General features: G+C 37.4%; 21 protein-coding genes. 20 read left to right on the top strand and 1 reads right to left on the bottom strand.

Annotated features, from left to right (window positions below; all coding sequences use genetic code 11):
- The first annotated feature begins 128 nt into the window (after positions 1–128).
- On the top strand, positions 129–2,363 hold the full coding sequence (locus tag H0184_RS14310) for a helix-turn-helix transcriptional regulator (protein ID WP_313771767.1): 2,235 nt from the start codon (positions 129–131) through the stop codon (positions 2,361–2,363).
- Between the two features lie 59 nt (positions 2,364–2,422).
- Here H0184_RS14310 and H0184_RS14315 read toward each other — a convergent pair whose 3' ends face one another.
- Positions 2,423–3,307, bottom strand: a complete 885-nt coding sequence (locus H0184_RS14315) for a carbohydrate ABC transporter permease (RefSeq protein WP_221826433.1) — start codon at positions 3,305–3,307, stop codon at positions 2,423–2,425.
- A 445-nt stretch (positions 3,308–3,752) separates the two neighbouring features.
- Between H0184_RS14315 and H0184_RS14320 the strand changes: the two genes are divergently transcribed.
- The 19 genes from H0184_RS14320 (at position 3,753) to H0184_RS14410 (ending at position 25,440) form a co-directional block, all read left to right on the top strand.
- Positions 3,753–4,610 (top strand): ABC transporter permease, encoded by an 858-nt coding sequence (locus tag H0184_RS14320; RefSeq protein ID WP_260631617.1) that lies wholly within the window; start codon positions 3,753–3,755, stop codon positions 4,608–4,610.
- A 21-nt stretch (positions 4,611–4,631) separates the two neighbouring features.
- Positions 4,632–5,321 (top strand): YesL family protein, encoded by a 690-nt coding sequence (locus tag H0184_RS14325; protein WP_221826437.1) that lies wholly within the window; start codon positions 4,632–4,634, stop codon positions 5,319–5,321.
- The gene (locus tag H0184_RS14330) at positions 5,266–6,795 is read left to right on the top strand and encodes an extracellular solute-binding protein (RefSeq protein WP_221826439.1); all 1,530 of its coding nucleotides are present in this window, start codon (positions 5,266–5,268) and stop codon (positions 6,793–6,795) included. The genes H0184_RS14325 and H0184_RS14330 overlap by 56 nt, the downstream gene beginning before the upstream one ends.
- Positions 6,796–6,918: 123 nt before the next feature.
- Positions 6,919–8,034 carry a glycoside hydrolase family 105 protein gene (locus H0184_RS14335; RefSeq protein ID WP_396953597.1) on the top strand — a complete coding sequence of 372 codons (1,116 nt, stop codon included), beginning with the start codon at positions 6,919–6,921 and terminating at the stop codon, positions 8,032–8,034.
- A gap of 4 nt (positions 8,035–8,038) precedes the next feature.
- Complete coding sequence (locus H0184_RS14340; protein ID WP_221826443.1) at positions 8,039–9,373, top strand: glycoside hydrolase family 28 protein; 1,335 nt, start codon at positions 8,039–8,041, stop codon at positions 9,371–9,373.
- Complete coding sequence (locus H0184_RS14345) at positions 9,373–10,269, top strand: dienelactone hydrolase family protein (protein ID WP_313771785.1); 897 nt, start codon at positions 9,373–9,375, stop codon at positions 10,267–10,269. Before H0184_RS14340 ends, H0184_RS14345 begins: the two co-directional genes overlap by 1 nt.
- On the top strand, positions 10,239–11,153 hold the full coding sequence (locus tag H0184_RS14350) for a pectinesterase family protein (protein WP_221826445.1): 915 nt from the start codon (positions 10,239–10,241) through the stop codon (positions 11,151–11,153). The genes H0184_RS14345 and H0184_RS14350 overlap by 31 nt, the downstream gene beginning before the upstream one ends.
- Before the next feature lie 43 nt (positions 11,154–11,196).
- Positions 11,197–11,658 carry a DUF4064 domain-containing protein gene (locus H0184_RS14355; RefSeq protein ID WP_221826447.1) on the top strand — a complete coding sequence of 154 codons (462 nt, stop codon included), beginning with the start codon at positions 11,197–11,199 and terminating at the stop codon, positions 11,656–11,658.
- Positions 11,615–13,183 (top strand): glycoside hydrolase family 43 protein, encoded by a 1,569-nt coding sequence (locus H0184_RS14360; protein ID WP_221826448.1) that lies wholly within the window; start codon positions 11,615–11,617, stop codon positions 13,181–13,183. The genes H0184_RS14355 and H0184_RS14360 overlap by 44 nt, the downstream gene beginning before the upstream one ends.
- Before the next feature lie 48 nt (positions 13,184–13,231).
- Positions 13,232–15,670, top strand: a complete 2,439-nt coding sequence (locus H0184_RS14365) for an Ig-like domain-containing protein (RefSeq protein WP_221826450.1) — start codon at positions 13,232–13,234, stop codon at positions 15,668–15,670.
- A 284-nt stretch (positions 15,671–15,954) separates the two neighbouring features.
- Positions 15,955–16,986 carry a Bug family tripartite tricarboxylate transporter substrate binding protein gene (locus H0184_RS14370; protein WP_221826452.1) on the top strand — a complete coding sequence of 344 codons (1,032 nt, stop codon included), beginning with the start codon at positions 15,955–15,957 and terminating at the stop codon, positions 16,984–16,986.
- Positions 16,987–17,045: 59 nt separating this feature from the next.
- On the top strand, positions 17,046–17,498 hold the full coding sequence (locus tag H0184_RS14375) for a tripartite tricarboxylate transporter TctB family protein (RefSeq protein WP_221826454.1): 453 nt from the start codon (positions 17,046–17,048) through the stop codon (positions 17,496–17,498).
- A 37-nt stretch (positions 17,499–17,535) separates the two neighbouring features.
- Positions 17,536–19,062, top strand: coding sequence for a tripartite tricarboxylate transporter permease (locus H0184_RS14380; protein ID WP_221826455.1), 1,527 nt, complete (start codon positions 17,536–17,538; stop codon positions 19,060–19,062).
- A gap of 69 nt (positions 19,063–19,131) precedes the next feature.
- Entirely contained in the window at positions 19,132–20,757 is a 1,626-nt protein-coding gene (locus tag H0184_RS14385) for an ATP-binding protein (protein WP_221826457.1), read from the top strand.
- Positions 20,723–21,442 (top strand): response regulator, encoded by a 720-nt coding sequence (locus H0184_RS14390; protein ID WP_221826459.1) that lies wholly within the window; start codon positions 20,723–20,725, stop codon positions 21,440–21,442. The genes H0184_RS14385 and H0184_RS14390 overlap by 35 nt, the downstream gene beginning before the upstream one ends.
- Positions 21,443–21,561: 119 nt before the next feature.
- Entirely contained in the window at positions 21,562–23,070 is a 1,509-nt protein-coding gene (locus H0184_RS14395) for an ATP-binding protein (protein WP_260631577.1), read from the top strand.
- Positions 23,054–23,746, top strand: coding sequence for a response regulator (locus tag H0184_RS14400; protein WP_221826461.1), 693 nt, complete (start codon positions 23,054–23,056; stop codon positions 23,744–23,746). The genes H0184_RS14395 and H0184_RS14400 overlap by 17 nt, the downstream gene beginning before the upstream one ends.
- A gap of 108 nt (positions 23,747–23,854) precedes the next feature.
- Complete coding sequence (locus H0184_RS14405) at positions 23,855–25,252, top strand: CitMHS family transporter (RefSeq protein WP_221827167.1); 1,398 nt, start codon at positions 23,855–23,857, stop codon at positions 25,250–25,252.
- Between the two features lie 35 nt (positions 25,253–25,287).
- Positions 25,288–25,440 (top strand): hypothetical protein, encoded by a 153-nt coding sequence (locus tag H0184_RS14410; protein ID WP_221827211.1) that lies wholly within the window; start codon positions 25,288–25,290, stop codon positions 25,438–25,440.
- Positions 25,441–25,450 lie beyond the last annotated feature (10 nt).

Here is a 25,450-nt window from a genome sequence, read left to right on the forward strand (position 1 = left end):
TACAATAGGTAAATGCTAGATTGACAAGTCTTGTAAATATGGAAATTGTAGTTTATTATTACGTAAGCGTTATCAAAATTTCGAAAATTGAGTTTTTTGAAATATAGTGGAAAACAGGTAACGAAGGAGTGAAATGGTTGAGAAAAGCTAGGGTGTTTTACAAACTGTTTATCCCGTTTTTCTTAGTGGGTATAGGGCTTGTTATTGGATTTAGCATATTTATTTACAATTCCACTTATAATTCCGTTGAAGAAAGTTTCTTAAAGGATAAAAAGAATTATACAAAACAAATTCTTCAAAATGTTGAACAAAAAGTTAGAACAATCGAATATGGATATACTGCTTACAGTGCGACTTCCAATTTTGAAGAGATTTTTAGAAAACCTTTGTCAGGTAAAGACTTTGATACATACCGCGATATCAAAAAAGAATTGAGTTACATAGAAATGATGGGGATAGAAGGCAGTAATAATAGTTTAGTAAGCTTGGATGGGAACTGGGGAATCAATAATGGTTCTTTGAAGACACTTTCAGCGGAGGAGGTTACTGAATATAAAAATACATATATTAACAATGATAACAATAGCCTCTTTTGGAAACCATTAAAATCGGGAATCGAGATGGTCATGACTTTACCGATGTATAAGAGGGATAAATTCGCTTTAGGCATATCATATATTCCTAGAAGAAGCATTGAACAGATTATAGGTGGCGAAAACATTATTGTTGAAATTTTTAATAAAAAAAATCAATTGCTTTACTCTAGCATGATGAAGGAAAATGAAGTAAAAAAAGGCAGTTTTCAAGATTTTAAAGCAGTCTCTAACGAAAGCGGGCAAACTGCCAATGTTTTAGAAACTGACGATGGAAAGAAATATGTTTATATGCAGTCAGATTATAATCACTGGCTTTATGTAGTGGAAATAGATGAAAATGAGATTGGCAGTATCATCCATAATACGAGGGTAGGACTTATTATTGTATCGGCACTATTGATATTATTAGTGGGAATTATTTCATATGTGCTGGCGTTATCATACACACGGCCGATTAAGAGGATACAAGAAAAACTGGACATACACGGAATACATAAAAAACAAAATGAACTTTCCTTTTTAGCGGATTCTATTGATAAAATTGTTGGGCAAAACGAACAGTTAACAGCTAGTCTATCTAAGCAGATACCTCAATTAGAGACATTATTTGTTTTAAGTTTATTTAGAAAAAGAATTTCTGAAAACGATGTCATGAATCGGTTAGAGCAATTTGGTTATCATTTTGAAGAGGAAAAGGTATTTTATACTGGTTTGATACAAATTGACACTATTGATGAACAACAGGTTGGCGATAAAAATCTATTATTATTGGCCATTAATAATATCGTGGGAGAAATTGTCCCTAAGGATGAACGCTTAAATCCAATCGTATTAAATGATGAAATGCAGGCGACAATCTTTATCTTAGATAAAAGCGAACAAGAACCTGAGCGACGGATTATGAAATACTATGAGGAAATCCAAGCTGCCGTGAAACAATCGCTGAATATTATCAGTAGTGTTGGTATCAGCCCAATCTATGAATCATTAATAGAGAGTAAAAAAGCGGTGGATTTAGCAAAGGAATCACTGCATTACAGAGTAAATGTTGGACCAGAGTCGATTATTTTCTATAATGATATCTCGTCGATGTTAAATGACGCGTCTATTTCCAAATTCCCGGTCGAATTACTTAATGAGTTATTGAATGGTATTCGTTCTGGACATGAGGAAGAGGTTATGAACAAGGTTGACCTGCTGGTGGAAGAAATCTTTCGATTAAATAAAAACCCTATTAGCTTAGGAGTCACCTTAATACGCGTAATAAATGAACTCGTACAATTAGGACAACTATTAGGTGCAGAATCAAAAATCTTTGAAAATATAAAGAAATTGTACCAAGCTGCCATGAATGCTTATTATCCAGAAAAGATCAAGGAAATGTTGATGAACGATTTAATCAAACCTGTCATTATCAGTACACATGATAAGACAGAAAGAGGATTTAAATCCTTGTCAGAAAAAATTGTGTATATTGTACAAACGGAATATGATCAAGAAATTTCCCTGGATATTATTGCAGATCGATTGCATTACAATCCAAACTATTTAAGCAATGTATTTAAAAAAGAATATGGGGAGAATTTTGTAGACTATCTGATGAATTATCGTCTGCAAATGGCACAATCCTTGTTAAAGGATACCGATTTAGCCATTAAAGAAATTGCCGAACGCTTGCAATATCGGAACTCTCAAAACTTCATTCGTTTCTTCAAAAAGAAATTGGGAATGACCCCTGGAGACTATCGTAAGGAATATATGCATTAAAACTGTTGTCAAACAAAAAAAGCTTCTACAGCAGAAGCTTTTTTTGTTTGATATATATTTTATCCTTTTACAGATCCAACTAATGCCCCTTTAACGAAATACTTTTGAACAAATGGGTAAGCAATTAACATTGGAACAGTAGCGATTACGATAACAGCCATCTTAATCGTTTGAGCTGGAGGTACAACATCTACTGAAGACCCTTCTGCCTGCATTCCACTAGATACAATAACAATCTGACGTAATAATACCTGTATCGGCCACTTGATAGAATCATTGATGTAAAGAATAGCAGTCATATACGTATTCCAATAGGTGACGGCATAGAACAATGAAATAGTGGCTATTGATGGTAATGCCAGTGGCAGCATAATTTTAACGAAGACACCCAAATCTGTGCAGCCATCCATTTTTGCCGATTCTTCTAAACTATCAGGTAAGGCTTGGAAAAAGTTTCTCATAATAATTAAGTTGAAGGCGTTAATTGCAACTGGCAATATTAATGACCAATAAGAATCAATTAAACCAACTGATTTAACAACTAGGAAGGTAGGAATCATCCCGCCACTGAAAAGCATGGAGAACACAACGATAAAATTAATGGAGTTTCTTCCTATTAGATATTTTCGAGATAAGCCGTATGCCATTAAAGCGGTGAGAACCATACTAACTAAAGTACCTATACCAGTTACTCCAATGGAAACCGCTAATGACTTAAAGAGGGTAGGCGTTGATAAAATATAGCGATAGGCATCCAGAGAAAAAGTACGTGGAAATAAGATAAACTTTCTTGCCACCACTTCCTGGGTGGATGCGAATGAACTTGCGATCACATTGACAAATGGAAGAAAACAAATAAGGGCAATCAGAATTAGAATGGTTCCATTTATTATGGGAAAGACTAGTCCTCCTTTGTTTTTTTTAATCGTTCTCGTTTTCTTCATATAAATCCTCCTCGCTTCCAAAATAGTAATCTATTTATCTTTTAGTAAGATAAACCAACCTTATCATCACATCCAAATTACGTATATAATCAATATCCCACTATTGATTTAACAACAAAGATAACGCTTTCATGGTAGAAATTTCACACGATAATGGGATAATCACCAACTGTAAAAAACTATCATTATGGTGGATACCATATGAAAAAACATTGATACCAAAGGGTTTTGTAAGCGTAATCATAAAATGATTATGTACGTAATTTTTCATTTTCAGTATGCTTAGAGCAAGAAAGGAAAACAAAATGATAAGAGGAGGAAAGAAATGGAAGGTGCTGTGAATCAAAATAATCAATCATTGCCCATCTTGAGTGCAAGGCAGCAAAAAATTGTAAAAAGACAAAAAATCTTAGCGGGATTAAAAACAAATAAAATCTTATACCTTATGATTTTCCCAGGAGTACTTTATTTCCTTATATTTAAGTACTTACCGATGGCAGGTCTCATTATTGCTTTTCAAGACTATCAGCCATTCTTAGGGATCTTGGGAAGTCCATGGGTCGGACTCAAACATTTTATTCGTTTATTTACGGAACCTACCTTCTTTATGTTATTAAAGAATACATTAATTTTGTTTGCCTTAAATCTTGTTATCTTTTTTCCATTACCGATCATCGTGGCTCTCATGCTGAATGAAGTGAAGAACAGATATTTTAAAGCTGGTATTCAAACGCTGATATATATTCCTCACTTTATGTCTTGGGTAATTATTGTTTCCATCTCTTTTATCTTTCTGAATGTGGATGGAGGTATTATTAATGAGTTTTTAGCATTAATAGGGATGGAGAAAATCAGCTTCTTAACTGCACCTGATTGGACAAGGACCGTTTACATCGCACAAATCATTTGGAAAGAATTAGGCTGGTCAACGATCATTTACTTAGCAGCGATTACTGCAGTGGATACTCAATTATATGAAGCTGCTGAAATGGATGGTGCTGGGCGGCTTCGAAAAACATGGCATGTTACTTTGCCCGCCATTCGTCCTATTATTATTACGCTATTAATCTTGAAAATAGGAAGCACTCTTGATCTAGGTTTTGAGCATATGTATCTTTTACTTAATTCATTAAACCGTAGTGTTGCAGAAATTTTCGACACCTATATTTACACAGCCGGTTTGAAGAATGGTCAGTTAAGTTTTAGTACTGCTGTGGGCTTATTTAAAGGTCTAGTTGGATTGGTATTAGTCATTCTTGCAAACAAATTAGCGAAGAAATTTGGAGAAGATGGCGTCTATTAGTGAAAAAAAGGAGGGGATATTTTGCTGAAATCAGTAGAAAGGTTAAATCACATTTTATTGATCATCCTTAACTTGGTATACGTGAATTTTCTATGGATACTCTTTACGATTCTAGGATTAGGTATATTCGGTATTGGCCCCTCCACATATGCCTTGGTTAGTATTTGCAGGCAATGGGTTCGGAGCAACAATAGCCTGCCGGTTTTTAAAACCTTCTGGAAATATTACAAAGAGAGTTTCAAAGAATCTGTCATCATCAGTTGGATCTATCTCATAGGCGGTACTGTTTTAATCGTCGATTTAATGCATGTAGCCAATTGGTATGTCAGGGTCGCATTATTTTTGATCAGTTTTATCTATTTATTATCACTCGTTTATATCTTTCCGATTATGGCTCATTATAATTGGAAGGGAATTCTCTTTAAAATGAAGATGTCTCTACTATTCGGTTTTTCCTGCCTGCAATATTCACTAGTACTATTTTTGGTTACCGGTGTCATTTATTGGGCAGCAACTACTTTTTTTCCAGGGGTTTTAACCTTTCTAGGTATTAGTTTCTTATTCTATTTGATTACATGGACAGCAAATCAAGTGTTTACAAGAATGGAAACGATGGATGCCAAAGAAGAGATAGAAGATAAAAGTATTTACCACAATGCGAAGGAGAATTGGGATGAAAAAACAAAAGGTATCAAAATTAGCCGGTGTTAGTTTAGCAAGTGCGCTTCTATTAGCAGGGTGCAACAGTACAACATCTAACAACAACAATTCCTCAGAAGGAGAAGATAAAAATAGCAAAACAGAGATTTCGTGGTTAAACATTCTGCATACAGCCTCACCGCCGACCGATACGGTGTTAGACCAAATAGAGAAAAACACAAATTCAGAAATTAAATTCTCTTGGATCCCAGATGCTTCAAAAGAGGAACGTCTGAATACAGCATTAGCTTCAGATTCTCTAGCAGATATTGTTACTTTAACCATTTTGGAAAATTCTTCTGTTCGTAATGCCTTGAAATCAGGAATGTTCTGGAATGTAGAAGATTATTTAGATGAGTTTCCAAACTTAAAAGCGATTTCAAAAGAGATCCGCACTTCAGCGTCTATCGAGGGTAAGCTTTATGGCGTGCCGTTCCAAAAAGATTTAGCTCGAAATGGTGTTGTTCTTCGTAAAGATTGGTTAGATAAATTAGGTTTGGCTGTTCCTAAAACAACAGAAGAATTAATGGAAGTAGCGAAAGCGTTTACAGAGAATGATCCTGATGGCAATGGTAAAAATGATACGACTGGATTTATGGATCGCAGCGATTTAATCTATGGTGCTTTCAAAACATTAAGTTCATATCATGGTACACCAAATAATTGGCAGGTTGACAGTAAGGGCAACTTTACAGCTGAGTCTGAAACAGATGGCTACATTAAAACGATGGACTACATGAAAGAGTTATATGAGAATGGGTGGATTAACAAGGACTTTGCTGTAACAGCCAAAACAGATCAACAGCAAAACTTCGCTCAAGGTAAGGCTGGTATTTATGTGGGAGCCCTATTTGATGCTAAAAACCTACAAACAATGGCCGCAGGTGTCCAAGATAATATGGAAATTGCCTTAGTCAATGATATGACTTCTAACTCAAACTCTGAACGAGCCATTTGGTCTGCAGGTAATGGTATTGGAGGATTGCTAGCATTCCCGCGTTCAGAAGTAAAGGATGAAGCAGAATTAAAACGTCTGTTAAAATTCGTTAATGATTTACTAGATCCAGAAACCTATACGTTAATGACCTACGGAATTGAAGGTACACATTATAAGCTCAATGATGAAGGTGCCTATGAAATTATTAACCAGGATTTATGGCAGCAAGAAGTTCAGCCTTTTGCTTCTTCACGTCCGAAAGAAAACGGTTATGGTCTAAAAGATCCTAACCCAATTAAAGCATTAGCAGATGATATGATTGCTGAAAACGCAAAATATGCGGTATTTAACCCTGCCGTTCCTTTAGAATCACCAACTTTCACTACACAAGGTTCGGAATTACAAAAGATTATTACGGATGCTACTTATCAATACATTTTAGGTGATATCACACTTGAGGATTATAAGAAGGCAGTTAAAAATTGGAATGAACAAGGCGGCAAAACAATAAAAGAGGAATATAAAGCAGCACATAAAGAGGCAAAATAATCACCAATGGAGGTCTTTTTATTGAATTTTGTTCAATAGAAAGTACCTCCATTCTACATCCTGCCAGGTCAGAAATTTCACTACTACGAAAATAATAGTTATGAGAATAGGAGAATGATAGGTATGAATTGGTCCGTAAAAACAGCAGATTCAATTATGGAAAGGCTTCCTCGTCTGTATGAGGACAAAGGATATAAAGGAAAATGGTCGTATGATTATGGAGTGGTATTTAAAGGGTTTGAGAGAGTCTGGAAGCAAACAGGCGATCCTAAATATTTTAACTATATTAAAGAGAATATGGATTATTTTATTCAAGAAGATGGCTCAATTAAAGGGTATCAACTAGATGAATATAATATCGATCACATTAATAATGGAAAAATGTTATTTGTCCTTTACAAAGAAACCGGAAAGGAAAAGTATCGAAAGGCTGCTGAATTATTACGCAGTCAGCTCGAAACACACCCTAGAACATCTGAAGGGGCATTTTGGCATAAACAGATTTATCCTTATCAAATTTGGCTGGATGGTTTATACATGGGTTCACCTTTTTATGCAGAATATCAAACAACCTTTGCTAACGGGGATGGTTTAGAGGATATCATTCGTCAGTTTAAACTTAGTTATCAGCATTTAATAGATGAAAAGACCGGGCTTTTATATCACGCTTGGGATGAGAAAAAAGTGCAGCCATGGGCAAATAAAGAAACAGGTTTGTCAGAGAACTTCTGGGGACGTTCTATGGGCTGGTATTTATTGGCTTTAGTAGATACATTAGAAATCCTTCCTAAAGATACACCTGATCGTGACTTTCTTGTACAGATACTAGAGAAAACATTAAAAGCACTCGTAAACTACCAGGATGAAGCAAGTGGTGTCTGGTATCAAGTAACAGATAAGGGAAATGAAAAAGGGAATTACTTAGAAGCTTCATGCAGCAGCATGTTTGTATGTGCAATAGCGAGAGGAATTCGCCTGGGAGTTTTAGATCAACAAGTATGGGAAGCACAGTTAAAGAAATCACATCAAGGATTATTAAATGAATTTGTTTTACTAACAAAAGAGGGCTTGGTGAATTTAAATAAGAATTGCCAGGTTGCTGGACTTGGCGGCGATGATCAAAGGGATGGCAGCTACACGTATTACATTAGTGAACCGATAATTTGTAATGACCAAAAAGGGGTTGGCGCGTTTCTACAGGCTTTAGCTGAATTTGAAGAAGTCATGAACGAGGAGTAAAGATATGACCACTTACTATATTACCGATTTTGGTGCATTGGCCGATGGTAGTTTATGTACCCAATATATACAGAAGGCGATTGATGAAGCCTATAAAAACGGTGGCGGACAAATCGTGGTTCCGTCGGGTGTATTTTTATCAGGTGCTTTATTTTTAAAAGATAATATTGAATTCCATTTGTCTGCGGGAGCTACATTGAAATTTTCGGATGAACAAGAGGACTATCCAGTGGTGGTTTCTCGTTGGGAGGGTGTTGTTCGAGAGGTATATGCGTCTTGTTTATATGCAGAAGATGCAAAAAACATTTCTATTACGGGTTTTGGCACAATTGATGGCAATGGGGAGAAGTGGTGGCATATTTTCCGAAATGAGCGAGAAAAGCTGGCATATCCACGGCCAAAATTGATTAGCTTTGATGGATGTGAACACATCTCAATCCGAGATGTATCCTTAATTAACTCACCTAGCTGGACCGTAAATCCAATCCGTTGTAACAATGTAACGATTGATAATCTTACTATTATTAATCCATCAGACTCACCAAATACAGATGGAATTGATCCAGAATCTTGTAGAAACGTAAGAATCTCAAACTGCCACATTGATGTAGGAGATGACTGTATTGCGATTAAAGCTGGTACGGAAGATACTGCGGATAGGGTATCTTGTGAGAACATTACCATTACCAACTGTACGATGGTTCATGGACATGGGGCAGTAGTATTAGGCAGTGAAATGAGCGGGGACATCCGAAATGTAACGATTAGTAACTGCACCTTCCAGGACACGGATAGGGGAATTCGTTTTAAATCACGGCGTGGACGCGGCGGGGTAGTTGAGGATATTCGTATCGACAATATTGTCATGGATCGGGTCATGTGTCCATTTATTTTGAACCTGTACTACTTCTGCGGACCTAAAGGAAAAGATAAATATGTCTGGGATAAAAATCCATACCCTATAACAAAAGAAACACCATCCTTTAGAAGAATACATTTCTCTAATATTTCAGCTCGAAATGTCCATGCATCAGCTGGGTTTATTTATGGCTTAGCGGAGCAATACGTGTCCGAAATTACATTTAACAACATTGATATTTCTATGGCAGAAGATGCAATTCCCGGGAAACCAGCGATGATGGCAGGAATAGAGGATATGAATAATCGAGGTTTTTATGTGGGTTTTGCGAAAGACATCCTGTTTAATTCAGTCACGATTGAGAATCACGAAGGTCCAGCTTTCCATGTGGAATATAGTGAGGATGTAGAGATTACCCGCTGTAAGTCTAAAAACACAAAAGTGCAAGAAGAACTTCTTAAGGAAGTAGGGGTAGTGTGATTGAGAAAAGGCGTAAACATCTCATCGATTTGTTAGGAGAACGTTCAAAATCAGAAGAGATATCTGCACAATTAATAAATGTAGAAACAAGGCAGGGGTTTGTATTAGAAAGTTTAATGCTGCAGTTAAATGATATCGAAACCGTCCCTGCCTATTTCGCAAAACCAATAAATGCTGTTGAACCTTTGCCAACGGTTATTTTTAATCATTCTCATGGCGGCAACTTTGACCAAGGGAAGGAAGAACTCTTAACCAGTTCCTCCTATTTACAAACCCCATCCTTCGTTGAATCGATAGTCGAACTTGGGTTTGCTGTTTGTTGTATTGATATGTGGGGCTTTAACCAACGAAAAGGCAAACAAGAAAGTGAGTTGGTAAAAGAAATGCTGTTAGATGGTCAAACGCTGTGGGGGATGCGGATATTCGATAACATGTCCTTGATAGATTATCTAGAAACCCGATCAGATGTAGATTCTTCCAGATTATCAGCAATCGGGATGAGTATGGGTGGTTTAATGAGTTGGTGGTTAGCTGCCCTAGATGAGCGTATAAAGGTGACAGTGGACATCGCAGCCCAAGTGGATATTGAGACATTAAAACAGAAACGCGGCTTAGATCATCATGGTTTCTATTATTATGTCCCTGGGTTTTTAAAACATTTTTCAACATTTGCCGTTCAAGAAATGATTGCCCCTAGACCACGCCTCAGCATGATCGGTAAGGATGATCGAATGTGCCCGATTGAAGGAGCACAGTTTTTAAATGAACAATTGAAAAGGACCTATGAAGAACAGTGTGTTCCGGAGAATTGGGAAGGATGCATACTTACAGGCGGACACCAGGAAACAAAGGAAATGAGATCACTATGGATAACTTTCTTAAAAAACCATCTATAAATTTTGTTAAGAGTATAGTTGTTGGAGAAAATGAAATTTGCGATTTTCCTACTATTCAAGAGGCTCTAGATAGTTGTCGTGAAGAAAATGGACCAGTAAAGATTACAATCTTAAGTGGAGAGTACTATGAAAATATTACCTTATATCAATCTAACATTACCATGATAGGAATAGGCTCTGTTAAGTTGATAGGAAATCGATATGCTTTACAAAAAGATGAACATCTACGAGAAATAGGTACCTTTCAAACGGCAACCCTATTTATTAATGGTGAAAATATAAGTATAGAAAATCTTGAGATTATTAATAATGCAGGACCAGGAGAAAAGGCAGGTCAGGCGGTCGCCTTATATAGTGAAGGAAACAACGTAGCATTTAAAAACTGTTCCTTCAAAGGGTATCAAGACACCGTTTGTCTAGGTCCGCTGCCAGAATTGCAAAAAAACGGCCTCCCTTTTTCTACTCCTGAAATAAGGAACATCTTTCAAGAGAATAAAAGCCATTTTATGAGCTGCTATATAGAAGGAAATATTGATTTTATTTTTGGTGGTGGAGAAGCACTATTCCAAGGCTGTGAAATTAAGTCCTTGAAAAGACCGCTCAACAAAGAAGGGTACATTACTGCTGCTTCCACACCCAAAGATAAAAAAGGTTTTTATTTCTATCAGTGCTGGTTAACGGCAGAGGCAGATGTTAGCAATGTCTTCCTAGGAAGGCCATGGCGCAGCTATGCAAAAACCACATTTGAAAGCTGTTTGGCAGGTTCACATATACATCAAAATAGATGGGATGATTGGGGAAACAAAGCAAATAGAAAAACCGTAACTTATAAAGAAATTAACAATACCTATACCTGTCAAAGTGATATAAACACATTAGATTGAATCGATTTTATACAAATAGATGAATAGGAAAGGAACATGAAGAATGAAGAGGAAATGGGAAGTGATGATTGGTATAGCAGGTGTCATACTTTGTGTTATTTTCCTAGGCGGGTTTTCATTGACGATAACTTCCATGGAGGAAAATACTTACGAGACAACCGTTTTTCCTATCCTGCAGGAGGGTGTTTCGGAGGAATACATTTCAGAGAGCTTTGAAGCAGTGAAAGCGTTAGCTATATGGTTTGGAGTTACCCTGCTAATTGTATTTATTCTAGTTGCTCTCGCAGCTTTATCAATTTGGCAAAATAAATATCCTAAAAGGGGAGCAGTGTTCTTTATATTTGCCGGCTTAGCAGCTTTAATGGGTACCCAATTTATTGCCTTTCCCTTAGCTTTTCTTTTCTTTATAGCCGCAGCCTTGTGCCTATTTAGAAAAATAAACGAAAAAGAAGGTGCGGGACATGTATCGAACAAAAATAGTCAACCCGATTTTGCCAGGCTTTAATCCAGATCCTTATGTATTGAAGGTGGAGGATACGTATTATATTGCTGTTTCTTCCTTTGAATGGCTGCCAGGCGTTCGTATGTATCAATCAAAAGATTTAGTGAATTGGGAACATGAAACCGATCTATTAACAAATCAAGTGGATCTACGCGGTAATCCACAAAACGGAAGTATTTGGGCACCTCAAATTAGTTATGCAGACGGTTTATTTTATCTTGTCTACACCGATGTAAAGAGTACAAAACGCCCCTTTAAAGACAGCCATAATTATTTAATTTCAGCACCAAGTATCAATGGACCATGGTCAACACCCGTGTACTTAAATAGCAGCGGTTTTGATCCATCTTTATTCCATGATCGGGACGGACGAAAGTGGCTTCTAAATGAAATTTGGGATTATCGTATTGAAACAGGCAATAAATCAGTCGGGGTTGTCCTTCAAGAATATGATCTAGAAAAACAAAGTTTAGCGGGACCTGTCTATAAAATTTTTGACGGTACAGAATTGGCAAAAACAGAAGCCCCGCATATTTATCGTCATAATGATTATTACTATTTAATTACCGCAGAAGGTGGAACAGGTTCTGGTCATTCCGTTACGGTTTGTCGTGCCAAAGAGATTACCGGACCATATGAATTGGATCCTCAATACCCCCTGTTAACAGCTAGTGATAAACCTGAATCACCTTTACAATGTTCAGGTCATGGCAGTATTGTTCAAACTCCAATGGGCAACTGGTATATGGTCTATTTATGTACTCGCCCATTGCTTGGAAAAGCAGCGATTTTAGGACGTGAAACCGCAATTCAAGAGGTTTATTGGACAGAAGATGGCTGGCTGCGACTAGTAGATGGCGGCAATGGACCATTAGTAGAAACAGAAATTGTTACGGCAGATCCACTTGTACAAAGAAAAAATACTAACTTTAGAGATGATTTTACGGATGTTCTCGACAAAGAGTGGAATAGCCTGCGTATTTTAGCGGATGACTCTTGGTGTGATTTAGCTAGTCGAGAAGGGTATTTACGTTTAATCTCTGGTGATTCCATTCAATCCTTATTTGAACATCATATATTGGCTATTCGCCAAAAGGATTTCAAGTTTCATGCATCCACGAAAATAGATTATACCCCAAAAACCTATAATCAAATGGCAGGTTTACTGCTGTACTTGAATGATAGTAATTACCTTTATTCCTACCTGACTTATGATGAGAAAAATGGTCGTGTCCTTCGATTGATGAAGTGCTGTGATGGTGAATTTACTTTATCTCCGGACATCATTCCAACAGAAGATGGCGAAGTAGAGTTAAAGATTGAAGTCAATGGACCAGTTGGAAGTTTTTATTATAGCATGGGTGACAAAACTCATTGGCAAGAACTTGGAGAACCTCAAGAATTGTTATTTTTAGCGGGAGGATTCACAGGTAACTTCGTAGGAATTGCTGTTCATGATATGGATAGGAAAGCTGGATCGTATGCTGATTTTGATTTCTTTGACTATCGTGGACTAGATTCACTGTAACAATCAGAAAAAGCACTCGAAATTATTTTCATAGGAGATGATTAAATCTTGAAAAAACCGTCATTAAAAGGGAAGAAAATCCAAGCTTCGATCATTACTGCGGCATTAGCTATATCAAGTTTAATAATAGTACCAGATAGTAACGTGAATGCCATAACTGAAGTTAAAAATATTGATAAAGTGCTTGCATTTCCTGGCGCAGAAGGTGGGGGACGTTATACTTCCGGTGGGAGATTTGGGGATGTCTATATCGTAAATACTCTTGAAGACTATGGAACTGGAGAAAAGGCAATTCCAGGATCTTTACGTGATGCCTTAAGTAAGGACAATCGTTTTATCGTCTTTAACATTTCTGGAGCAATTAATCTAAAAGAACCATTATCTCTACGAAAACGAAAGAATATAACGATTGCCGGACAAACGGCACCAGGGGATGGAATTACTCTAACTGGATACGAAACCAATATCAGTGATTCTGAGAATGTTATTATTCGATACCTTCGCTTCCGTCCAGGAGCTGAAAATGTCCATAGCGGTGATTCCATGGACGCCATTTGGGGTAGAAGTATGAAGAATGTCATGATAGATCATATATCAACAAGCTGGTCGACTGATGAAACAATGTCCTTATATCGGGCGGAAAATATGACTGTGCAGTGGTCAATTGTAGCAGAAAGTTTAGCGATGAGCGGTCATACGAAAGGCCGCCATGGGTATGGCGGCATTTGGGGTGGAGTCAACACTACCTATCATCACAATCTAGTAGCTAATCATACTTCTCGAAACCCTCGTTTAGGCGGTGGTACTGCCGAGGCAGATGACAACAATCATATTGGCTTATTTGATATCAGAAATAATGTAATATATAACTGGGGTTTTAACACTGCATACGGTGGCGGCAGAGCCTATGCGAATTATATGAATAATTATATGAAGCCAGGATTAGGCACACGTACCAGTGTAGAATCACGGGTGATGGACGCTGGGGAGAAAGACAAACCAGGTAAATTTTACATTAATGGAAATGTACTAGAAGGAAATTCTGAAGTATCCAACGATAATTCAAAAGGTATTTATGTTTCTGAAGGTGCTTCCCCATCTACAGAAATAGTAGATGAAGAGTTTAAGATGGATGGTACATCCATGGAGGCACTAAGAACTACTTCTGCTGAGGAAGCATATCATGAGGTATTAGCAAAAGCGGGAGCAACCTATCCAAAACGAGATGCCTTGGATGCTAGAATTATAAATGAAGTGAAGAATAATCAAGGTAGATTCGTTAATCGCCATGAAGAAGTAGGGGGACTCCCATACACAGCTGTAATTACTCGATCAGAAGATTTTGATAAAGATCATGATGGAATAGCGGACGACTGGGAGATGAAGAATGGATTAGATCCGAGTAATGCTGATGATAGCAGTGAAATATCAGCAAATCATAGCGGATATACAAATATAGAAACCTACGTGAATTCATTGGCAGATATAGAATATACACCAAATAACCCAGAAATATCATTGAAAACCCCTGCAAATAATCAGATTTATAAAACAAGTGATCAAATTACGATTGAAGCGGATGTAAAAGGAAAGACAGACATTGAAAAAGTAGAATTTTACAATGGAGATAAAATTATTGGAACGGTTACAAAGGAACCGTTTAGGATGAGTACCAATTTACCAGATGGTACCTATTATTTATCTGCAAAAGTAACAGATAAATCGGGTCTACAAACACAGGCAACTGCTTCTGTTATTCATATCAATAGCGAAACTAATTTAAAACAATGGAAATCAAAGGATATTGGAACTCCAAATATTCCAGGTCATGCATCATTAGCTAATGATGTTATGACTGTTAAAGGTTCTGGAAAATTAATAGAGAATAATGATAACTTCCATTTTACTTACCGTAATTTGGCAGGAGATGGAGAATTGATTGCAAAAGTAGAGACCATGACACCTGTGGATCATCATGCTTTTGCAGGGTTAATGATCCGTGAGAGTCTTGAAGAAGATGCGAAAAGTGTTGCTTTGGGTCTTTCTTATACAAAATCTTATTCTTGGAAGGAAAATGGAACAACATACTATCGGAATCCATGGTCTGCATATTTAGCCGCCCGTTATGAACAAGGTGGAAATATGGACGAATTAGGTGAAAACCTTGATTCTCCTGAAAATGCATTAGCATCGGGAGTAGCGTTACTAAACGATATACCTTTTAAAGATAAAGACAAACCACTGGGTTATTTTCTTAAACTGAAACGAACAGGTAATGTTTTTAGAGCTGAAGGGTCTGTTGATGGAGTCAGTTGGACTTTAATAGGAGAACGCGAGATTGAGATGGATAAAAAGGTATTTATTGGAATAGCTGTTGATGGAAACAAAGTTGAGAATCAATTAAACAATCTAAATACCGCTGCCTTTTCTCATATACAATTAAACAAAGCTAAAAACCAATTTAACGTTCCATCCGTATCAAAATGAAATAGTAACTAAATGGCTTTTTGCCAATTATGATTTTTTTCAGCCGTACAGTGATTAGCTCACTAGTACGGCTTTTGTTATTTAATCAGAAATATCAATTGTCACAAAATTAGCAGAATTAAGCCTTAAGCTTTTGTGACATTGAATTACATGGGTAAGTTTTATCCCTCGTGAACAAAATGAACAAAATGGTTAATAAGTTTTTAATGCTGTTTAAATGTATAATCTATTAAAAATTCAAAAGTTTTGTAAAATTAAGAAAACGTTTACAAGGGGGAAATGAAATGTTTTCTATTAAAAAAATCTCAGCAGTAATGTTTGCTGGAGCATTGGCACTAAGCCTTGGTGCTTGCAGCAGCAGTAATGAAACAGCAAGCCCAGGTAAGAAAGAAGAAACTACTGGCTATCCTGCGAAAGCGATTACAGTTGTCGCACCTTCAGGGGCTGGGGGCGGCTGGGATTTAACTGCTCGTTCGTTTACAAAAGTGCTGGGTGAAACGAAGATAGTCGATCAGCCATTGACAGTTGAGAATAAGCCTGGTGGCGGCGGTGCTGTCTTCATGGCTGAATATGCTACCCAGCAAGTTGAAAATAATGACATGCTCTTTGTCAATTCACCACCGATTGTTATTAACAATCTGAAAAAAGAAGGGAATAGTCCATACGGGTACAAAAATACAACCCCATTGGCACAGCTGACAAAAGATTTCGGGGCAATTGTTGTAAAAGCAGATTCCAAATTTACAGACTTAAAATCAGTTTTGGAAGAGGTAAAGAAAGATCCTAGTAAACTAACATTTGCAGGTGGTTCTGCACCAGGTTCTATGGACCATTTAATCTCCATTCTCCCGGCTTATAAATATGGAGTGGATCCAACAAAAGTGAAATACGTTTCCTATGATGGCGGCGGTGAAGCAATAACTGCACTACTTGGAGGTAATGCTGATGTAATTGGTACCGATGCCTCAAGTGTTAAAGAATTTTTAAAGGCGGGTAAGGTGCGGGTGTTAGCAATTACCTCAGACGAACGATTAGCAGGTGATTTTAAAGATGTGCCGACTGCAATAGAACAGGGTGTCGATGCAGAGTTTACAATTTGGCGCGGAGTTTTCGGTCCGGAAAAGATGTCTAAAGAAGCAAAACAATATTGGGAACAAGCCATTGATAAGCTGGTTAATTCTCCTGAATGGAAAAAAGAAGTTGAGACACAAGGCTGGGAATTAGAATATAAAAACAGCTCTGATTTCCAAAAGTTTTTAGAGGAGCAAGAAACCCAAGTCCAGCAATTATTAACAGCATTAGGAATGCAAAAGTAAAAAAGAAGGGAAGGAGTTAACTTTCTCCTTCCCCTTGGTTTATTGAAGGAGGATTAGGAATGGCATTAAAGTTCGATTACATTGCATCAGTATTGTTTCTCGCTGTAGGTGTACTTTTCATTGTTGGAAGTAAGAATCTTGAGAGTTCTTCTTATGGAAGTGCAGTTGGACCTGATATATTTCCACTCATTCTTGGAAGCGCACTTGTCTTATTAAGTATTCGTTTATTTTATGAAACATTTATTACGAAGAATCACTATGGAACGAAAGAAAAATTACAGTACAAGCCTTTCATAATCATTTTTACGACAACTTTGCTCTATATCTTAACGTTGGAAACAATCGGGTATGTCATTACTACCTTTCTATTTTTATTCGTTTGCTTTCAAACGATGCAACGTTCAAAAGTGATTCTTTCCCTTATCATATCTGCTTGTTTTTCAGGACTTGTATATTTTTTATATGTTGATGTATTAAAAGGTACACTGCCAGGCTGGCCAATCTGGTTTTAATAGTCAACTAGAAAACTTTACGATAGGAGATTGAAGCATGAGTACAATCGAATACTTGATTCAAGGATTGGGAACAGCACTTATTTGGTATAATATCTTATTTGCTTTCGTTGGAGTATTGATTGGGACCGCTGTTGGTGTGTTACCAGGGATTGGACCAATGAGTGGTGTAGCCCTTCTTATTCCTGTAACGGCATCTATCACTGGCGGACTTCCGCCAGAACAAGCTGCGACGAGCGCAATTATTCTGCTTGCTGGAGTCTATTATGGAGCGATGTATGGAGGTTCGACGACTTCCATTCTATTAAATACACCAGGGGAATCCTCCTCTGTTGTGACGACATTAGATGGTTACCAGATGGCAAAGAAGGGAAGAGCGGGAAGTGCATTGTCCATAGCGGCAATTGGTTCTTTTGTGGCTGGGATTGTTACCCTTGTAGCCCTGATTTTATTAGCGAAACCTCTTTCAGCTGTAGCGATTAAATTTGGACCAGCCGAGTATTTTTCTTTAATGCTGTTAGGGCTGGGAGCTGTCAGTGGACTGGCTGGCAAATCGGTAACGAAAGCATTAATCATGACGGTTTGTGGGTTATTACTTGGAACGATTGGAATTGACAGTGTATCAGGTATTGCGAGATTTACCTTTGATGTCCCATGGCTTTATCAGGGAATTGAGTTTTTAACGATTGCGGTAGGGTTGTTTGCACTCGGAGAAGTGTTTAAGACCATTTTGGAAAAAGATGAGGAAGAAGCTGAAATTGCAAAGATAAATAATTTACTACCATCAAAAGAAGAGTTAAAAGAATCAGCAGGTCCCATTACCCGCGGCTCGCTATTAGGTTTTTTCGTAGGAATTTTACCTGGTGCCGGGGCAACGCTTGCTTCCTTCTTTTCCTATATTCTTGAAAAAAAGATTTCTAAGACGCCTTCAAAGTTTGGAACGGGAACCATTGCTGGGGTTGCAGCACCAGAATCGGCAAATAATGCTGCATCAGGCGGGGCTATGATTCCATTATTAACATTAGGAATACCAGGTTCAGGTACAACGGCCATTCTAATGGGAGCATTAATGATGTATAATGTACAGCCAGGACCGTTATTATTTGAGGACCATCCTCAAGTGGCATGGGGACTTATTGCCAGCATGTTTATCGGGAATATTATGCTTTTAATATTAAATCTTCCACTTGTCAAAGTGTTTGCCAAAATTATTCAAACACCAAAACAATTCTTGATTCCTATGATAATTGCAATCTCCATTTTTGGTGTTTATGCGGTCCAAGTATCAACTTACGACCTTTTACTTTTATTGGGATGTGGAATTCTTGGATATTTCTTAAGCAAGAACGATTATCCAATCGCCCCTCTCGTACTTGGATTGGTGTTAGGTCCCATGGTAGAGAATAATTTACGAAGAGCTTTAACGATTTCGAATGGAGATTTCAGTATATTCGTTACACGACCAATTTCTCTTGTTTTTCTTCTCATTACTCTCCTATGGCTGATCATTCCGTTCATGATGAAAAGAAGAGGGAAGGATGTAATTATCAATATCGAAGGATAATTTTTATAATAATGCGAAAACTCCTTTATTTAAGGAGTTTTTTTACTATAATATGAATGAGGTGATTGCGTGCGTTTACATTCGAAATTAATGCTAGTCATTCTTCTTCTAATTATCTCGATTGGAGTTATTTTTGAGGTTACTTTTAAAAATATAATGGAGACCAATCTTAAACATGAAATAGGTACCAAAGCCTTATCTGTAGCTCAATCGATTGCAAATATGCCAGATATTAAGGAAGCCTTTCAAGCAGAAAATCCAGCCGCTGTTATCCAGCCGGTCGCAGAAAGCATTCGGAAACAGGTTGGGGCAGAATTTATTGTTATTGGGAATACGAATGAAACCAGATACTCCCATCCCAATCCGAAACGTTTAGGACAAAAAATGGTTGGGGGAGATAATGGACTTGTTTTTAAAGGAGAATCTGTTATATCAGAATCTATTGGGACTCTTGGTCCGTCTCTTAGGGGGAAAGCACCAATCTTTCAACAGGGAGAAGTAATTGGCGTGGTTTCTGTCGGTTATCTTCAAACGGATATTGAAAAGGAAGTTTCAAAAATCCAGAAAAAAATCTTTTTTACTACGTTCCTTATTTTAATTGGTGGATTACTAGCTGCCTCACTCATTTCTTTAAATATAAAAAAAGCGTTGTTTGGATTAGAACCGAAAGAAATCGCCTGGATGTACCAAGAGAAACATGCGATATTAGAGTCTATTCATGAAGGAATCATTGCGATTGATACTGATGGGCGAATCACCGTAGTGAATGAAACAGCTCATAAAATTTTAGGTGTGCCAAATGAGACGCTGCTCCGTGGAAAACGAATTGAAGAGGTCATAGAAAATACGAAACTACTTGAAGTGGTTCGAAGTGGGAAGGCGGAATATGATAAGGAAATTATCATATTCGGAGATGTATTTTTGGCAAACCGGATTCCGATTTTTAATAAGAAAGGTGATGTGATTGGGGCAGTAGCGAGTTTACGAAATAAGTCGGAGCTGGCCCAGTTACTGCAGGAATTATCCCATGTAAAAGCCTACGCAGAAGGTTTGCGAGCTCAAACCCATGAATACTCCAACCGTCTATATACCCTTTTAGGCTTGATTCAGCTTGGATCTTATAAAGAAGCTATTGATTTCATCTCAAAGGAAGTGGATGTTACCCAAGGATTCATTCAATTTTTAATGAAGGAAATACCGGATTCCATTATTGCTGGATTTATATTAGGGAAGGTAAGTCTAGCCAGTGAATTGAAAGTGAATTTTTCAATAGATAGAGAGAGCAGCTTTAAAGATATTCCACATGAAATTAGCAGAGATTCATTAGTAACTATAATTGGCAACCTTGTCAATAATGCTTTTGAAGCTGTAAAAGAAAATAAGAATGGAGAAAAAGAAGTATCTCTATTTTTCACCGACCTTGGTAAAGAGTTAATTATTGAAGTAGAGGATAATGGAAAAGGAATCGATAGCCATGATAACGGCCAGATTTTTAAAGAAGGCTTCAGCACAAAGGACAGGAACAGCAATGCTGGCATTGGACTGAGTCTCGTTCAAAATGCAATTAATAGTTTAGGTGGATATGTCACGTTTTCATCTGAAGTGGGAGAAGGAACGATTTTCACTGTGGCGATTCCAAAGAGCATGGGGGATGTGAAGGATGGGGAACAGGAACATCGAATTGTTAATTATTGAGGATGACTTGAGGATAGCAGAAATCCAAAAACGTTACATAGAACAGATTGAAGGCTTTCAAACAGTAGGAATTGCTGCAAGTTATCTTGAGGCTAGAACCTTAATTGATATTTTGGAACCGGATTTACTTTTACTGGATGTATATTTTCCAGACATGAATGGGCTTGACTTACTGAAGGAAACAAAACAGCAAACCAAACAAATGGATGTTATTATGATTACAGCAACAAAAGAAATCAATCAAGTCCAAGAGGCTATTAGTATAGGAGTATTCGATTATATTATCAAACCGGTCGTTTTTGACCGCTTTAAACAATCGTTACTGAGATATAAGGATTATCACACAAAGTTATTAGAATTAGGGAAAGAAAATACTCATGTGACACAGCAGCAGGTAGACAAGCTGTTACGAAAAGAAATCGATGCTGCAAGTAACGAAAAGTCCTACCTCCCAAAAGGAATCGACCCACTAACACTTGAAAAAGTGATGGAGGTTCTCGGTAAGGTTGAATATGGACTAACAGCAGAGAGTGTTGCGAAAGAAATAGGTGTAAGCAGAACCACCGCAAGACGGTACCTTGAACATTTAGTATCTAATGAAAGTATTGAAGCAGATTTATCATACGGAACAGTAGGTCGGCCAGAACGAGTATATATCGTTTCAGGCAAAGCAACTAAGATTTAATATAATAGGAGGTTTTCTGCCTGAAGTCAATAAAGGTTACCCTGCAAACAAAAATATTCGGGCTGGTACTCTCACTGAGTTTATTTTTAATCCTGCTAATGACAGGATTTTATAGTTATATGGAAAGTAAACAAATAGAGGAAAACAAGGGAAGGCTGGCACTAGAAATATCGAAAACCATATCATTCATCCCGACGATCATTGACGCTTTCCAAACGAGCGACCCTTCTAAAACGATACAGCCAATAGTGGAAAAAATTCGAAAAGAAACCGGTGCTGAATTTGTAGTCATCGGAAATAGGGATGGAACGAGATATGCGCATCCTATGATTACAAAAATTGGGCAGAAGATGAAAGGCGGAGATAATGAAAGGGCGCTTAGCAATGGGGAATATTATATCTCAAAGGCAGAGGGTTCACTTGGACCATCTATTAGAGGTAAATCTCCTATTTTTAATCATCAAGGGGAGATAATCGGAATTGTTTCTGTCGGCTTTCTCCTTGAAGATGTGCAGCAGCAAATTATAAATAACATCACGAGAGTGCTCATTGTTTCTTTCTTCGCACTTTTAATATCCCTTCTAGGCAGTATGTTACTAGGACGTAACATCCGCAGGGATACAATGGGGCTTGAGCCTTATGAAATTGCAACTCTTTATAAAGAGAAAAACGCTGTCCTGCATGCGGTAAAAGAAGGTATCTTAGCGATAGATAATAAAGGCCGCATTACCATGATGAATCAAAAGGCAAAGAGGCTTCTGCAGCTTCAAGGATCAGTCAAAAATATGAAAGTGGATGGGCTTTTTCCTTCAAAATATTTGTATGAGGTATTAAGTTCAGGAAACGCCCAAACCGATATAGAATTGGTCTGGAAAGATAAAACCGTTATTGTAAATTGTACTCCTATCATCGATGAAACAAGTATTAAGGGGGTTGTGGCTTCTTTTCGTGATAAAACAGAAATTAAGCAAATGTTAAATACCATATCCGAAGTAAAAAGTTATTCGGAGGATCTTCGTGCTCAAACACATGAGTTTACCAATAAATTATATGTTTTATTGGGCCTGCTTCAGCTTGGTGAATACAACCAAGCGATCTCTATGATACAAAGTGAGACACAAACATTACAATTTCAAAATTCAGTGGTTTTTAACCAGATTAAAGATTCAAAAGTGCAGGCTATCCTGTTAGGGAAATTAGGAAAAGCATCCGAAAGGAAAATTAAGTTTGAGATTATTCCAGACAGCTATTTGGATAGTTTGCCGTCCCATATAAAACTATCAAACTTGATTGTAATCCTTGGAAACTTACTAGATAATGCCTTTGAAGCAGTCTATGAATGCGAAAATCCAACGGTTAAGTTTTTCGCTACAGATATTGGAAGAGATATAATTTTTGAGATTTCAGATAGTGGCAACGGGATAAGTGATGTAGAAATTCCCTTTCTTTTTGATAGAGGTTATACCTCTAAGAAAGGCACTGAGCCAAGGGGATATGGCTTATCAAATGCTGAAGAGGCAGTATTGGAATTGAATGGGATTATCGAGGTGCAAAGCAATCCAGAAAGCGGAACTGTTTTCACCGTTTATCTTCCGAAGAATGTGCAAGGGGATGAGAATTTTGGATAAGGTAAAAGTGGCTATAGCGGAAGACGATTTTCGAATAGCAGATATACATGAGAAATTTTTAGTTAAGTTTAAGGAAATAGATGTGGTTGGCAAATCATTGAATGGTGAGCAAACTTTACAATTATTGGAGCAGAAAACCCCAGATTTACTGCTATTAGATGTTTATATGCCGGATATGCTTGGTTCTGAGTTACTCCCCATAATCCGTGTGAATTTTCCAAAAGTCAGTATTATTATGATAACAGCAGCAACTGATAAAGTTTTCCTTGAAAAAGCCTTAAGCTATGGTGTGGAGAACTACTTAATCAAACCAGTAAGCAGGGAAAGATTTGATGAAGTCATTCAGGATTATATTAAAAAACACACGCTTCTTTCTGCCACTCAAGAAGTAAATCAGACTTATGTAGACTTGCTATTCCGTAAAGGGAAAAATGAAGTGCCGACAAAGAGCGCGGGATTGCCAAAAGGAATTGACGAAATTACCTTAGGAAAAGTTAAGGCTGTTTTCCTCGTAAGAAGAGAGGGACTTTCGGCAGAGGAGGTTGGTAAGGAAATTGGTGCTTCTCGGATAACTGCACGAAGGTACTTGGAATATCTCTCCTCCAATCAGGAAGTAAGAGCAGAAGTGGTTTATGGAATTGTGGGTAGACCGGAAAGGAAATATTATCCGGTATAGAAGGGGGGGCAAATAACCCTCCTTTTGTTATTTACATCTATATTTCCCCTTATTTGAATACCCCAATGAGTTATTCTTATTTGGAGGAATTCCCCTCTTATGAACAAAATGTACAAAATCAATTTTATTTACGTTAATAACTTTATTTTGGTAACGTTTTCACGACTGAATATTTCGATTATATTTAATTTACATATAAAAGAGGTGAAGACGATGCTTGCAATATTAGGGTTTTTAATGATTATCACTTTTATGATTTTAATTATGACGAAACGACTTCCAGCTATGATTGCCCTTATAGTGATTCCTGTCATTTTTGCATTACTTGGCGGATTTGGTAAGGAAATGGGGCCAATGGCGTTTGAAGGGATAAAAAGTGTTGCACCAACGGGAATTATGATTTTGTTCGCTATTCTCTTTTTCGGTATCATGATTGATGCAGGAGTATTTGATCCTATTATTTCTACCATCTTAAAAGTAGTAAAGGGAGATCCGGTAAAAATAGCTATTGGAACTGCAGTCCTTGCACTTTTAATATCCCTTGACGGGGATGGAACAACAACCTACATAATTACGATTTCTGCCATGCTGCCCTTGTATAAACGTATTGGCATGAAACCATTGATTCTTGCTGGTATTGCAGTATCTGCTTCAGGTGTCATGAACCTCCTTCCATGGGGCGGACCTACTGCAAGAGCCATGACGGCATTAAATCTTGAGATGTCAGATGTTTTTACTCCGGTTATACCTAGCATGGCGGGAGGGATATTGTTCGTATTGTTCATGGCCTACTGTCTTGGAAGAAAAGAACGGAAACGAGTTGGAATACTGCAAGTCGATTACGACACGATGGGCATGGTAGCAGCAACATCTGAGGAAGCTTATCTTAAACGCCCAAAGCTAATATTAGTAAACTATTTACTTACAATACTCCTTCTATTTGCGTTAATAAAAGAAGTCCTTCCAACAACCGTATTGTTTATGCTGGGATTTGCGTTAGCGATTACGATCAATTATCCCAAAATAAGTGATCAAAAAGAAAGAATTGCAAACTATGCAGATAATGCGTTATCGGTTGTTTCGATGGTATTTGCAGCAGGTATTTTTACTGGTATTCTTTCAGGAACGAAAATGGTTGATGCCATGGCAAACACCATGATTTCCTATATTCCTGATGTACTGGGTTCTCATTTTGCACTTATAACCGCGATTATCAGTGCACCTTTAACGTTTTTTATGTCAAATGATGCCTTTTACTATGGAGTTTTGCCATTGCTTGCCAAAGCAGCAGGTGTATATGGTATTGACCCTGAGTTTATTGGACGAGCATCACTATTGGGGCAGCCTGTCCATTTATTAAGCCCTCTTGTACCTTCTACGTACTTATTAGTCGGTATGGTTGGAGAAGATTTTGGTGACTTACAGCGCACATTCCTTAAATGGGCCTGTGGATCGACTTTGGTTATGATGACCGTTGCAATTATAATGTCAATTATTCCTTTTTAACTATAGTAGACCAAAGGAAAATCGATGGGGGATGAATGTTAATGTGGATAATCACTGTCTATTCAAAGGGTAACAATATTTCAATGTTTGAATTTAATTCTGAAATAGAAGCCAAAGAAGCTTTTAAAAATGTTACAGGTTGTAAGATTCTTTCAGAGGTTATTTATTTTAACGATCAGATCGTGTAAGGAGTAGGAA

It is taken from the genome of Neobacillus niacini, from assembly GCF_019749295.1.
Lineage (GTDB): Bacteria > Bacillota > Bacilli > Bacillales > Cytobacillaceae > Neobacillus > Neobacillus niacini_D.